This window comes from Sedimentibacter acidaminivorans (genome assembly GCF_017873955.1).
Classification (GTDB): domain Bacteria; phylum Bacillota; class Clostridia; order Tissierellales; family Sedimentibacteraceae; genus Sedimentibacter; species Sedimentibacter acidaminivorans.
In genome coordinates this window covers 208,475-223,167 of record NZ_JAGGKS010000006.1, presented here as the reverse complement: position 1 = coordinate 223,167, position 14,693 = coordinate 208,475, and the positions used below count along the sequence as shown (strand labels likewise).

Below are 14,693 nucleotides of genomic sequence, written 5' to 3'. Positions count from 1 at the left end.
AACCCTTCTTTCTTGAATTTGAAAAATTAAGTTATAACTATTAACTAGAAAGCCAAAAGCAGCTTTCTAGTTAATAGTTAAATTACAATTGTTTATTTAGTTTTATATTTTTCAATTGCAGTAAAATATGTATCATATACTGTTGGAGCAGTCGCTGCTTTTATTTCTTCATAAACTGGTTTAACTGCTTCAATTATTTTATCTTTTTCTTCCTTTGGTATTTCCACAAATTCAGTTCCATAATCTTCTATTACTTTAACGTATTCTGGTCCTTTTTCATCATTAACTCTATTTGCAACTTCTACAGCTTGTTTTCCTGCATCATCAACAACTGCTTTCAATTCATCTGATAATCCATCATAAAAGTCTTTGTTGATAATCCATGTATTAACTTGAAGGATGTGGTTAGTATCAACAATATATTTTTGTTGTTCATAGAATTTTTGTGCATGCACTAACTCTATAGGGTTTTCTTGTGCTTCAACAGTACCTTGCTGTAATGCTGTATATAACTCATTAAATGTTAATGGTGTTGGATTTGCTCCTAATAATGACCATGTTTGCATATGGTATTTATTTTCCATTGTACGAATTGTAAGACCTTTTAATTGTTCTAGTGTAGTTATTCTTTTATTTGTAGTCAAAGTTCTAAATCCCTGTCCAGATGCTCCCATATAATGAAAACCTGCTGCAGCATATTCATTTCCAATTGCATCCATGAATTCTGGGTCACCTAAAACCGCTCTTCCATGTTCTAACCCTTCAAATACAAAAGGTGCGTCAAATATAGTTGCAGATTTAACAAAATTAACCTGTGGCGCTGGCGAAGATACCATAGCAGTTATTGAACCGTTTTGTGTATTTTCTATTAGCTCACGATCCCCACCAAGTTGTCCAGTTGGGTAAACATTTACTACTAATTGACCTTTACTATTTGCTTCAACTACCTCTTTAAATTTGAGTGCAGCCTGGTGTGTAGAAGTTGTTTCAGCACTAACGTGAGCAAAAGTAATAGTCTTTACCTCTTCAGTTTCTGCTTTAACATCTGCTTCAGTTTTTGAGTCTTCTACTTTTGCTGTTTCAGTGTTTGTTTTAGATCCACAACCCACAAGACCTAGAATCATAGCGAATGCTACCAATAAAACTAAAATTTTTTTCATTTTCATAATTAAGCTCCCTTTATTTTTTTATATTAACACCTTATAATGGGTGATAATAGCATAAGTACATTTTATTTAATTTTCATTTCTTTGATGTATTAGTTTTCATACCACAAAATCAAAAATTATTTTCCAATTAACATTAAGCTTATTTCAGGTACGAATGTTATGAACAATAATGCAATGAAAAATGCAATAATAAACGGAATAGCTCTTTTAGCAATATCCATAACAGATATTCCAGTTAATGAACTTGCTACGAAAAGATTGATACCAATTGGTGGTGTTACAAAACCAATAGCAAGATTTACAACCATGATTATACCAAAATGCAATGGATTAACTCCGATTGCTTGTATAATTGGCATAAATATCGGTGTTAATATAAGTATTGCAGGTGTAGTATCCATGACCATACCAACAAATAACAATATTACATTTATTACCAACAAAACAGACACTTTTGTAGTAAATGTACCCGTAATAGCTGCAGATATTAACTGTGGCGCTTGCATAAATGTAAGCACTTTACCAAATACAGTGGCAATTGAAACGACTAATAAAATTGGTGCTGCAGTATTAACTGTTTCTTTCATGACCGTAGATAAATCTTTAAACTTAAGACTTTTATAGATAAATAAACTAATTATTAATGCATAAACAACTGAAATATTTGCAGCTTCGGTTGGTGTTACAATTCCACTATATATTCCTCCTAATATAATAACCGGAGTCAAAAGCGACCAGAAGCTATCTTTAAGCATAACCATAAATCCTCTTGATCTTAACTGTTGTGTATTTGCCAAAAGTTTTTCTTTATCTTCACCTTTAAATTTACAATAAAAATAAGCATATACTATCATACATAAAGCAATTAACATACCTGGTAAAACTCCTGCTATAAATAAATCTCCAACAGATGCACCCGAAGACTGACCATAAACAATAAACGGAATACTAGGCGGAATAATTACTCCTAATCCACCAGCAACAGCAATCATTGCAACAGAAAATTTCTTATCGTAACCAAGCTCAACTAATAATGGAATAGTCATAGATCCAACTGCTGCAACAGTTGCAGGTCCAGATCCTGATATAGCTCCATAAAAAAGGCATGTAATAATTGCCGCAATAGGCAACCCTGCTGTTCTATTTCCAATGAAATAAGAGAAAAAATCAAATAGTTTTCTTGATATTCCTCCCTTTGCCATTATATTACCTGATAATATAAACAGTGGAATGGCTAAAAGCGAATATGAATCTAGAGCTGTAACCATACTACGAAATGCATAAACAGAATCAGCCGGTAGTGATGGGACAAAAAAAGCCGCGGATAAAACTGTGAATCCCAATGATACTGCTATAGGTATTCCCAATGCTAAAGACACTACGAATACAATAAAAACACTTGCTATCATTTAATCTAATCTCCTTTCGACTGGTTTTTTTGTAAAAATTTCAAAATATATTTTTGTACTATTCTAAACAATACTAGGATAAAACCTGCTAGTAAACCAGTATAAACAATATACATAGGTATTTCACCTGCTGGACTAGTTTGTCCAGTTATTAATAAAGATTCAATAACAGTTATGCCTGGTCCAATCATATATGCTGCAAAAGTTAGAAAACATAAATCTGCTAATATCCCTAACCCTTTTCTTAATTTCGGAAAAAAATGCTCTAACATATCAATCCGCATGTGAGATCCATTTTTAATTCCATAGCTAATTCCAATAAATACCATCCAGATAAATAGGTATCTAGATACCTCTTCTGACCAAACTAAAGAGGATCTAAATACATACCTCATAATTACTTGAATCCCCATTATAACTACAATGCCCCAAAGGGCTAAACCCATAAGCTTTTCTTCAAAGTTTTCATCTAACCATTTCAAAACTTTCACTGGTCCGAACCTCCTCTTCCTTCTAAACAAGAATTAATTTTTTCCACTTTAAATTAATATAGCCTTTATAGCATAAGTTTTTTAGCAAGGATCATCCCCTTATATTTTAATATTTACTAAGATGCAATTAATATTGTATACTAAATATTATAATTGTATACAATACAACTGTCAAGTATATTCTATCTATTATTGTATTTGTTAACAAAAATGATGATTCTAAAATTCAGAATCATCATTTTTGTTATTTTTTTACATTATTTTTACAAGTTTTATACTTAAACATATATTTTTAATTTAATTGTTTATTTTTTGTAACATTTAGAATGTTCATTACTATTTATACTGTCTCCTGCTAGCTTCCCTGTTGAAAATGCTGCCTGTATATTATATCCACCTGTGTCACCATCTATATCTAATACTTCTCCTACAAAATATAAATTATCTATAATTTTCGACTCCATTGTTTTAGAACTAATTTCACTTGTTGACACTCCACCTCTTGTTACCATAGCAACGTTGAAATCACCAATTGATTGAACCACCATTGAATAGTTTGATAAAAGTTCTATTATTTTCTTTCTGCTTTTTTTATCTAGTTCGCTACAAATTTTATCATCAGACACATTTCCAAGTTCCATTATCTTATCAACAAAGCGCTTTGGCATATTAAGCTCCCGTATTAATGTTTTAAGATTACATTTACCTGATGAAAAAACTTTTTGTTCAAAATTCATCCTAAATTCATCATTATTTATATACTGGGTAAAATTAATTTTTAATATATCGCCTTTCAAAATGTAACGAGAATTATTTATAATAACAGGACCAGATAAATTTTTATGTGTAAATAAAAGATCACCTAAAAACTGATTTATTTTTTTATTGTCTCTCCATAATGTTATTGATATATTTTGAAATGAAATTCCTGACAATTCTGAAAACTCATAATTTTCAACATAAACTGGCGCGAGAGCTGGTGCTGTATCCACTATTTTATGACCTAAATTCTTAGCAAATATATACCCATCACCAGTTGACCCTGTACTAATATATGATTTACCACCCGTTGCTATAACAAGTATAGTACTAACAAATTGGTGATCCTTTGCTTTTATGACAAAACATCTACTTGTTTTATCGTATTGAATATCATTAACTGATGCATCATACCTTATTTCAACACTTTTTCTTTTGCATTTATTTAGTAGCACATTTAGTATATCTCTCGATTTAAGCGAGCTAGGAAACACTTTTTTATCTTCTCTAACAATACTATCAATACCTTCTGTTTTAAAAAAGTCTATTGTATCCCTATTTGAAAAGTTATATAGAGCGGGTTTCAAAAACCTCCCATTATCGCCATACTTATTTATAAAGTTTTCTATATCACAAGAATTAGTATAGTTGCATTGTCCGGCACCAGATATGAGAATCTTTCTTCCAGGTTCACAATTCTTTTCTAATACCAATACATTCTTATTATTTATTGACATGGCGGTAAATAACCCAGCTGGTCCAGCACCAATTATTATTACATCATATTTTTTAAGCATACTGTTATTCATTTCCTTCTTCATTTAAATTAGTTTCTTCCTGATTAATAATATCATTATTTTGTTCTCTTAATTCTTCTAATGCTTTTATAGAATATTTTTCTTTTATTATATCAATATCCATAGAAACTTTAACCGAATATTCTATATTATCAATATCAACGTATGTACCTGAAAAGTTAATTGTATTTTTTATACTATCTACATTGAACCTTAAATATTTATCATTAAATTCAAAGTTTAATTTACTTTCTTCTCCAGTAATAAAATTATATATTTCATATATTGGTTCTGATGAACCTGTTTTAGCTTTTTGAATTAACAAACTTGATGTTTCTGGAAATAAATATATATCTTCTGAATTTGTCTCAAAAGTACTTACTATCTTCATTGCATTAATATCTAAAATTTTCTTCTCAATTATAGAACCCTTACCTGAATCAATTAATATATATTTGCCTTGTTGTAACCATTCCCAATTTCCGTCCTTACTAAAAAATGCACTATCTATTGTAATTGGTTCACTTTTACCTACTTCCCAAATAAAAATTTGATTATAATTTTCTCCATATCCTACAGTATAAAATAAAATTATATTGTCATTTTCTTCAGTAGGTACCAATTTTATATCTTTGAAGTTTTTTGATAACACACTTTTTCTTTCTTTAATATAATTTATAATACTATTTTTATCAGTTTCTTCAAGAACAAATTTAGGTAATTCAGCTCCCTCATTTTCTAATTGTCTTAGCAAAGATTCTGCCTCATCAAGTTTTCCTACTAATAAATCATTATTTCTAGCTATACTTATATAGTCATCTTTTAATTTTTGAATCTCAACCTTTGTTTGCTCCAGTTCCCTTTTTAATTTATCATTTTCTGTCTTTGTTTCTTCAAAATTCAAGATATTAGAACTTTTATACTCCCCTGGTTTCACTCCTGTTTCTTGTGATGCAGGGAGTCTGGTACATCCAAATGCAATAAAAATTGTTATTAATAGTATTATGGCTAATTTTTTCATATTCTTCCTCCATATTATTATATATTTCAACTTTAAATATTTCTTGACATAAGTTTTGTATTTATTCCATTATACTATATAATTGATATAATTTTAATAATAAAATATATATTTTTAACAATTCATAATGCATCACTAAAACAACAAAATTAAAAAAGCAACTGAAAATTTATAATCAGTTGCCTTAATTTTAAAATTATTATTGTATCATTATGCTTACCGCAACATTCTCTCCACCTTGAGAAATTATAGTGCACATAATATTATTTCCCTCTGATATGTTCTTAATGTATTTAGTGCTCCCAGAAGTATCAAATATTTTTGTTGAATTTGAAACTCTTACATATACAAGTTCCGTTTGACCATTATCTTTAATATTTTGCATCATTATAAGCTTATCATCAATATTTACAAACACTACTTTACCTGAAAAACTTTTTGCAGTTTGTATTTCAGCAGCTTCGATAGTAACAATTTCATCACCTGAAGTATTGACATTTACTTGATAACCAAGTCTTAAATCATAAATTGTTGCATTTTTGCTACCGATATTAATTTGGACATTATTGCTAACAGGATACTCTTTTATAGTTCCAGAAGAGTTAGCTATTTTTATCTTATTTTGATTAGCAATCAATATTTCTTTTATCGTCCCGCTTAATTCCGCATCAGCCGCATTTGTATTTATTAATATCATTTCACCATATTCAGCCGTTAGAGTAACTATATCTCCAATTCTTATTTGATCGAAGCTTGAATCATCATCATTTCTCGTTACTTCTACATCGCTTGAATATTCAAATGTCATTGATTTATTATTCTGTGTAGTAAGCATTGTCAGCTTTATAGGTAAATTGGTATAGTCGATTGCAGTAATTTTACCTTCGTATTTCTGAATTCTACTTATTGAATCTATTCGATATAATACATCGTCTTTTATTCTAAGAGATATTAAATCTTTTTCTTCAAGATTCTTAAGAGCTGTTTCTTTTCCATCTAGATAGATTTTCATATCATCTGATGGTACACTATATGTAATCTTATCATTATCTTCATCAATTATAGTTATCTTAGCTGGTGATGCATAAGCAACATATGATATTTTACCTTTTATAATTTTAGTTAAGCTATCAGCTTTCATAGTTCGTGCTATTCTTTGTTCATCTATTTCACATTTTACTAATATACCTTTTTCTATTTTTGAAATTTCTACTGTTTTATCATTAAGGTATATTTTTGTACTTGAATTTACTCTGACTATAGTTGTATCTGAATTATCATCTTTAACATATATATATGATTCTACATCCCCTACAGTTACATCTGATATTATTCCATTCAGAACTGTAGTTGGTTTATAGCTTTTTATTTCAGGTTCTATACTATTTTCATCTATATATTCATATGCTCTATCTAACATTGTAGCCATCACAGCTCTTGTTATATTATCCTTAGGGTTTACATTCTTTTTAGTATCACCTGCAATTATTCCTTTATCATACATAATGTACATATATGGTTTAGCTAACTCAGATATTTGCAATGCATCATTAAAAGGTAATACAAATACTTTCTTTAACTCATCACTAAGCATCATAGCTTTTGTTAAAAGAACACATATTTCTTCTTTACTTGCTTTTTGTGATATTGTTTCATCTTTAAACATTTTCTCTAATCCGCTTCTAGAAACTATTCCAAACTCTAAAGCTAATGAAAGATTTTCAAAGGCCCAAGTATAATCTTCTGCATTAGTCATATCTTCAAGAACAGGCTCATACTCTTCAACTATTTGCTCCTTTATATCGTCATCTATATCATACAACCTCGACATCATAACCAATGATTCTAGAACAGTTACTGAATTTTCTGGTTTAAATTTACCATCACTGTATCCCGTAACAATCCCATTATTCGCAACTTTTATTATGTAATCCTTAGCCCAATGATCTGATATGTCGCTAAATGTTACAGCGCTTGCAGCAGACATAAATACCATAGAAAGTAAAACTGTAAACAACAGTACTCTCGTAAATATTTTATTTTTCATACATTCCTCCTATCCTTAATGCAGAATTTTTATTTAAATTATAACACATTATTACATATTTCGCAAACTAATTATTTATAATACTATAGTAAGAAAATAATAAAATCATACTTAATTAACTACATTTAAGACATGTTAATACACGTCGTGTAAGAATAAATAAAAAAAACTATTGACAAAATTAATAATTAATAATATTATAGTAAAAATTGATAATTAAAAGCTATGATAGAAGAAAGTAAATTTGAGGAAGCTACCAGGGAGTATTCGTCGTTGACTGCAAGCGAATATTAGAGTAATCATTTTGAAGTTCCTTCTTGAGCTCTCGGCTGAATTAAGTAGGCTTGGTCGTATTTCCTACGTTATAAGGATAGAATATCAGATTTAATCTCGTATTTGAAAAAGAGCAGCAGTTTTGCTGAATTTGGGTGGTACCACGGAATAGTTGAATTTTAACCTTTCGTCCCTATATCGTTAAAGATATAGAGGCGGAAGGTTTTTTGTTTTATATGAAGATTTAATAGAATTGAGGTAACTAAAATGTCAGATTATAATGATTTAATACAAGAAATGAACAAATATGATGAATTAATAAAAAATATATTTGAAGAAAGAATGTCGGTGTTAAAAAAGATTATTTCATCTAAAAACAACATCAATAGTAAAGATAAAACTATTATAGATAATAAAAATGAAAAATATGATTATCAATATAATCACTTTTTAAAAAATCTATTATCATTAGATAAAAACTACAAGTATTGTTATAGTCAAGAATCAGATGATATAATTAGTATTAAGTGTATTAATAATGAACTTGATATCAGAACCGTATGTTATCAAGGATTACCTTTCTCATATTCAGAAGGTGCCGCTAAATATTTATTTAAAGATAAAAAATACATAAACAAATCTTCCTTTGAAGATGTATTTAAGGAAGTGTATAATGAATGCGCTGAGGTGGGAGTTGTTCCAATAGAAAATTCTACTGCCGGATATGTCAATGATGTTTATGATTTGCTACTAAAATATGATTTATTTATAAATTATAATTATGTACGAAAAGTAGATCATTGTCTAGCTGGTACTATGAACTCTAGATTAGAGGATATAAAGGAAGTATATTCACACCCTCAGGCAATAATGCAGTGCAGAGATTATATTAATGAAAATAACTTAACTGCAATAAATGAAACAAATACTGCAGTTGCAGCACAAAAAATATATTTAATGAACAATAAAAACATTGCTTGCATTTGTTCCCCTGAAGCAGTTGAAAATTATGGACTTAAAATTCTCAAGGATAATATTAATCCAAATCAAAATTACACGCGCTTTGGAGCAGTATCAAAATATTTATTAGTTAATAAAAATCATAACCGAGTTAGCATTGTATTTACAGTACCTCACCAAATGGGTTCTCTTGAAAATGTATTATCATTATTTACTTACTACAAAGTAAATTTATCTTACATTTATTCAAGACCCGATTTAAAAAGTCCTTGGAAGTATTTATTCTACATGGATTTCGAGGGTAATATACTTGACGATAACATAAAGATAATTCTTAACCAGCTTTCAAACGAGCTTCCATTTCTTAAAATTTTGGGAAGTTTCAAAGCTTAAAATATCGGCACTTTTTATACAACTTATATAAAATTTAAATGTAATAAATAAATGTAATAAATAATTAATTTATTATTGACAACTTCAAATTCTGTGTTAAAATATCATAAACAATATTTGAAGGAGAAAATTTATAATGGAACTTATAAATAAATTTTATGTAAGTGAATTATACAGCCGTTATTTAAGTAATTATTATTATTACTTTTATTGTCGTATAAAAAAATTACATAAATATATTTATAAAGGATTAAAACTAGCGTTTTGATATAAAATTGCTTTTCTTTAGAGTAATTTTTAAATTTTCTCATTTTATAAGATACTTATAGAAGAGTCCTTTATAGGGCTCTTTTTTTATATTGTTAGTACAAAATTCAAAAATCAAGAGGTATTAAATTGAAAGCTTTAGACATATCTAATTTAAATATAACAATCGTTGGGATAGGATTAATAGGAGGATCATATGCCAAAGCTATTAGAAAAAACATAAAAATTAATAAGCTTTGGGCAATTGATATAAATATGGATGCATTGAATGAAGCTAAATATACAGGTGTAATAGATGATGGATTTACTAATTCGCAATTTCCCCTAGAAAATTCCGACATAGTAATTTTATGTACATACCCAAATATTACTATAGATTTTTTAAAAGAAAATATGATGTATTTTAAGAAAAAAGCCCTAATAACAGATACCTTGGGCATGAAAAATAAAATTGTTTCAGAAACATTAAGTGTAATTAGAGATGATCTGGAATTTATAGGCGGTCATCCTATGTCGGGAAAAGAGTCTAATGGTTACAATTATTCCGATGCTGATATATTTAAAAATGCACAATATATTTTAACCCCTAACAAAACTACTTCTAGTAATTCTTTAAATCTATTAAAACAAATAATAACAAGCATAGGCTTCAGTGATATAATTGAAATGTCTTCCCAAACGCATGATGAAAAAGTTGCATTCACTAGTCAACTTCCTCATATTATAGCATGTACTTTAATGAACAGTTCCAATTTAAATAATAATTTACAATGTGTAGGTGGAAGCTTCAAGGATGCTACAAGAGTAGCAGATATTAATTCAGAGTTGTGGAGTGAACTAATATTTGAAAACAAAGACAATATATTAAACGAACTTAATAACTTTATAGTTGATATAACCAATATTCACAATATTATTAAGTCCGATGATAAAGATAACTTAGTTTCATTTCTAAATATAAGTAAAGAAAGAAGAAAGAAGATGAATATATAACAATACTAAGTATCAGCCTAATACCAAGAACAAAATACAATCTTTTTATATCCCGTAATGTAGTAGGATATTTAGTAGATCTTTTAGTATCAACCTAAAAAACACTATACAATCTTAATAGAATTGAAAACAGGAGAACTCAAATGAAAAGCATAATAATAAAACCTTCAAAACTTAATGGAATAATAAAAGCCCCACCATCTAAAAGTTTAAGTCATAGAGCAATAATATGTGCCGCTCTATGCAAAGATGGTAATGAAAGTATAATAGATAATGTTATTTTATCAGAAGACATAAAAGCTACTATAGATGGTATGAGAGAACTTGGTGCAGAAATAAAAGTTGTCGAAAGCATTAATGAAACTTATAGCATACACGTGCGAAGTGAAAGAAATATTATTAAAAAAGCAAATATTAATTGTAGAGAATCAGGCTCAACACTAAGATTTTTAATACCACTTGGTTTAATGTTATCAGAAGAATGCACCTTTATAGGTAGTGGTAAGCTTGTAGAAAGACCTCTTGATATATATTATAAAATTTTCGAAGAGAAAAAAGTTAAATATTCAACAAACGACGGTATTTTACCTTTATCCATAAGTGGCTCATTAAAAAGTGGAAATTACGAGATTTCAGGTAATATAAGTTCTCAGTTTGTATCAGGATTATTATTTGCACTTCCTCTTACTGGATATGATTCTACAGTTAAAATAACAGATACTATGGAGTCTAAAGGTTATGTAGACTTAACTCTAGAAATTCTAAATAAGTTTAATATTAGCATAGAAAACAAAAACTATGAAGAATTTAAAATAAAAGGCAATTCGAAGTATTCATCAACAAACTACACTGTTGAAGGAGACCTTTCACAGGCTGCATTCTTCTTAGTTGCAAAGGAGATAGGTAATAGTGTAAATTGCACTGGAATTAATGCAAACACTATGCAGGGAGATAAGGAAATACTAAATGTAATTAAAAAATTCAACCGTATTGAAGCATATAGCAAAGATGAAATTATAATTGATGCTTCTCAAATACCTGACTTAGTTCCAATTCTAACAGTACTTGCATCATTAAAAGAAGGCAAAACCACAAGAATAATAAAGGCAGAGCGTTTAAGAATAAAAGAATCAGACAGATTAAAAGCAATATGTAGTGAAATGAATAAGCTTGGCGCAAATATAAAAGAATTAGAAGATGGCTTATTAATAGAAGGATTAAGTTGTCTAAAAGGTGGTGCGACCGTAAACAGTTGGAATGACCACCGAATTGCAATGTCACTTGCAATTGCAGCAACAAAATGCGAAAAAGAAATTATATTAGAAAATTATACAGCTGTAAATAAATCTTATCCACAGTTTTGGAATGATTATAAATTATTAGGAGGTGATATAGATGAGCTCAATGTTTGGAAATAAATTAAAAATAAGCATTTTTGGAGAATCACATGGAGCAGCAATAGGCGTAATACTAGATGGACTACCATCAGGTATAGAACTAGATTTAAATTATATTAATGAACAAATGCTCCGCAGAGTCCCAGGCAATAGTAACTTATCTACAACAAGAAATGAAAAGGATTTGTATAACATTTTAAGTGGTTATTTCAATGGTAAAACAACAGGTACTCCATTATGTGCAATAATATATAATGAAGACAAAAAATCAAAAGATTATGATATTTTAAAACACAATATGAGGCCTGGTCATAGCGACTATCCTGGATTTATTAAATATTTAGGATTTAATGATTATCGTGGGGGAGGACATTTTTCGGGTAGAATTACTGCACCTCTTCTATTTGCAGGAGCAATAGCAATGCAAATATTAGAAAAAAATAAAAACATATATATTGGAAGTCGTATAAAAAACATAAGTAAAATACAAGACGAAGAGATTTCAAATATAAATATAAATTCTATAAAAAATTTAAAAAATATGAAGTTTCCCGTTATTTCAGAAGACAAGTCTATAAAAATGCAATCAGAGATACTGAAGGCAAAAGAAGATGGTGATTCAGTTGGTGGAATAGTTGAAACATTTATAATAAATACGGATGCAGGTTTAGGTCAGCCATTCTTTGACTCAGTAGAAAGCAAGTTATCTCACATGATCTTTTCCATCCCTTCTGTAAAAGGAATAGAATTTGGTGAAGGTTTTAATATCACAAAAATGCGTGGCTCAGAATCAAATGATTCATACTATGTTCAAAATAATAACATCTCAACAACTAGCAACAACAACGGTGGAATAATAGGTGGAATAACAAATGGAATGCCCATAATATTTAGAACTGCAATAAAACCAACGCCATCTATATCCATTTCACAAAATACTGTAAATATATCTTCTATGGAAAACACAAACTTGCAAATATCAGGTCGACATGACCCATGTATAGTACCAAGGGCGTTACCCGTTATAGAAGGGGCTGCAGCAATAGTTATTCTTGATTTAATATTAGAAAGGGAAGGTGAATTATGCAAAATGAAATAAATTTAACCCAAATTAGAGATGAAATAAATTCTATAGATAAAGAATTAGTAAAACTTTTAGAAAAAAGATTTAATTTAGTTCTAAAAGTAGGGGAATACAAGGCAGTACGAAATATACCTATATTTGACGAAGGAAGAGAGAAAATAGTTATTGAAAAGTGTAAAAAACATCTTGATAATAAGAAATATGAAAGTTATATAGAAAGATTATACTTACAAATAATGAATACATGTAAAGATATAGAAAGAGATGAAATTAAAATATTGTAATAGAGGTGTCGATGATGGAAAATTTATATGGTTTAATAGGTGAAAAATTAGGTCATACCTACTCTCCACAAATTCACAACAAAATATTAGAGGAAACTCATACTAATGGTTATTATGGATTATTTCAAGTTAAAAGAGAAAACTTAAAAAATGTTGTTTCTGGATTAAAGACACTTGGATACAACGGTATAAATGTAACTATACCATATAAATTAGATATAATTAAATATTTAGACTCTCTAAGTCCTGAAGCTTCAAAAATAGGGGCTATAAATGTAATTAATATTGATAAAAATTGTATGGCAATAGGGTATAACACAGATTATTACGGTTTTGGAATGATGATTAACCATTCAAATATAGAAATAAAAGGAGAAACAGCTGTTATCCTTGGAACAGGAGGAGCATCGAAAGCTGTAACTCAATATTTAAAAGATAACGGTATAAAAGATATAATTATGGTTTCTAGAGACTCAAAATCGTCAAAAATAAAATATCCAGATGATAAGGTAATTATGTATAATGAATTAAATAGTGTTAATAATTGTTCCATCATAATTAATTGTACTCCTGTTGGGATGTTTCCTAAAACAAAATTCAGTCCAATTGAAAAAAAACATTTAGATAAATTTAATACTGCTATTGATTTAATTTACAATCCATCTAATACTTTATTTTTAAAGGAAGCTAGAGAAAAAGGTCTAAAAACAATAAACGGATTATACATGCTTATTGCACAAGCAGTAAAATCCCAAGAAATATGGAACGAAACAGAAATTTCAAGTAATGTTATTAATAGCATTTTGGATATATTTTAGCAGGAGGTTTACATGAACAAAAATATTGTAATTATAGGAATGCCCGGAAGTGGTAAAAGTACTATTGGATATATGTTATCTAAAAAAATTAATATGAACTACATAGATATGGACGAATATATAGAAATAAATGAAAATAAAAGCATTAAAGAAATGTTTCAAATTAGTGAAGATTATTTTAGGGATGTTGAAACTAGATGCAGTAGATCGTTAAGCAAATTAAATTCCCACATTATTGCTACAGGCGGTGGAGTTGTAAAAAGAAAAGAAAATATTAATATTTTTAAAGAAAATTGTATAGTAGTATTTTTAAACAGACCCTTAGACAACATTATGCAAGATATTGATACAAATATTCGACCTCTTCTAGCAGAAGGAAAAAATAAATTATATAACCTATATAACGAAAGAATCAATTTGTATAAAGAATATTGTGATATAGAAATAATGAATAATCGAGAAATTACATATGCCCTGGACCAAATTACAGAACTTATAGAAAATCAAAATTAAGCAATATTAACAAAAATA

The 14,693-nt window shown here is 28.6% G+C and carries 13 protein-coding genes and 1 other annotated feature; of the genes, 7 read left to right on the top strand and 6 right to left on the bottom strand.

Going from position 1 to position 14,693, the window contains the following annotated elements; all coding sequences use genetic code 11:
* Positions 1 to 92 precede the first annotated feature (92 nt).
* From J2Z76_RS11290 to J2Z76_RS11265, 6 genes are all read right to left on the bottom strand, one after another.
* A complete protein-coding gene (locus tag J2Z76_RS11290) occupies positions 93 to 1,166 on the bottom strand; it encodes a TRAP transporter substrate-binding protein (RefSeq protein WP_209512161.1) in 1,074 nt (357 codons plus the stop codon).
* Between the two features lie 119 nt (positions 1,167 to 1,285).
* The gene (locus J2Z76_RS11285) at positions 1,286 to 2,578 is read right to left on the bottom strand and encodes a TRAP transporter large permease (RefSeq protein WP_209512160.1); all 1,293 of its coding nucleotides are present in this window, start codon (positions 2,576 to 2,578) and stop codon (positions 1,286 to 1,288) included.
* Positions 2,579 to 2,583: 5 nt separating this feature from the next.
* A complete protein-coding gene (locus tag J2Z76_RS11280; protein WP_209512159.1) occupies positions 2,584 to 3,069 on the bottom strand; it encodes a TRAP transporter small permease in 486 nt (161 codons plus the stop codon).
* A 305-nt stretch (positions 3,070 to 3,374) separates the two neighbouring features.
* Entirely contained in the window at positions 3,375 to 4,649 is a 1,275-nt protein-coding gene (locus J2Z76_RS11275) for a BaiN/RdsA family NAD(P)/FAD-dependent oxidoreductase (RefSeq protein ID WP_209512158.1), read from the bottom strand.
* Entirely contained in the window at positions 4,630 to 5,646 is a 1,017-nt protein-coding gene (locus tag J2Z76_RS11270) for a hypothetical protein (RefSeq protein ID WP_209512157.1), read from the bottom strand. The genes J2Z76_RS11275 and J2Z76_RS11270 overlap by 20 nt, the downstream gene beginning before the upstream one ends.
* A gap of 199 nt (positions 5,647 to 5,845) precedes the next feature.
* Entirely contained in the window at positions 5,846 to 7,693 is a 1,848-nt protein-coding gene (locus tag J2Z76_RS11265) for an S-layer homology domain-containing protein (protein WP_209512156.1), read from the bottom strand.
* Positions 7,694 to 7,909: 216 nt separating this feature from the next.
* Positions 7,910 to 8,164 (top strand) — a binding site (T-box leader).
* A 69-nt stretch (positions 8,165 to 8,233) separates the two neighbouring features.
* Here J2Z76_RS11265 and J2Z76_RS11260 point away from each other — a divergent pair.
* From J2Z76_RS11260 to J2Z76_RS11230, 7 genes are all read left to right on the top strand, one after another.
* The gene (locus J2Z76_RS11260) at positions 8,234 to 9,319 is read left to right on the top strand and encodes a prephenate dehydratase domain-containing protein (protein WP_209512155.1); all 1,086 of its coding nucleotides are present in this window, start codon (positions 8,234 to 8,236) and stop codon (positions 9,317 to 9,319) included.
* Positions 9,320 to 9,715: 396 nt separating this feature from the next.
* The gene (locus tag J2Z76_RS11255) at positions 9,716 to 10,579 is read left to right on the top strand and encodes a prephenate dehydrogenase (RefSeq protein ID WP_209512154.1); all 864 of its coding nucleotides are present in this window, start codon (positions 9,716 to 9,718) and stop codon (positions 10,577 to 10,579) included.
* Between the two features lie 143 nt (positions 10,580 to 10,722).
* Complete coding sequence (aroA, locus tag J2Z76_RS11250; protein WP_209512153.1) at positions 10,723 to 11,997, top strand: 3-phosphoshikimate 1-carboxyvinyltransferase; 1,275 nt, start codon at positions 10,723 to 10,725, stop codon at positions 11,995 to 11,997.
* The gene (gene aroC / locus J2Z76_RS11245) at positions 11,975 to 13,075 is read left to right on the top strand and encodes a chorismate synthase (protein WP_209512152.1); all 1,101 of its coding nucleotides are present in this window, start codon (positions 11,975 to 11,977) and stop codon (positions 13,073 to 13,075) included. The genes aroA and aroC overlap by 23 nt, the downstream gene beginning before the upstream one ends.
* Entirely contained in the window at positions 13,060 to 13,344 is a 285-nt protein-coding gene (locus tag J2Z76_RS11240) for a chorismate mutase (protein WP_209512151.1), read from the top strand. Before aroC ends, J2Z76_RS11240 begins: the two co-directional genes overlap by 16 nt.
* Before the next feature lie 14 nt (positions 13,345 to 13,358).
* Positions 13,359 to 14,162, top strand: coding sequence for a shikimate dehydrogenase (aroE, locus tag J2Z76_RS11235; protein ID WP_209512150.1), 804 nt, complete (start codon positions 13,359 to 13,361; stop codon positions 14,160 to 14,162).
* Between the two features lie 12 nt (positions 14,163 to 14,174).
* Positions 14,175 to 14,675, top strand: coding sequence for a shikimate kinase (locus tag J2Z76_RS11230; protein WP_209512149.1), 501 nt, complete (start codon positions 14,175 to 14,177; stop codon positions 14,673 to 14,675).
* The last annotated feature ends 18 nt before the right edge of the window (positions 14,676 to 14,693 follow it).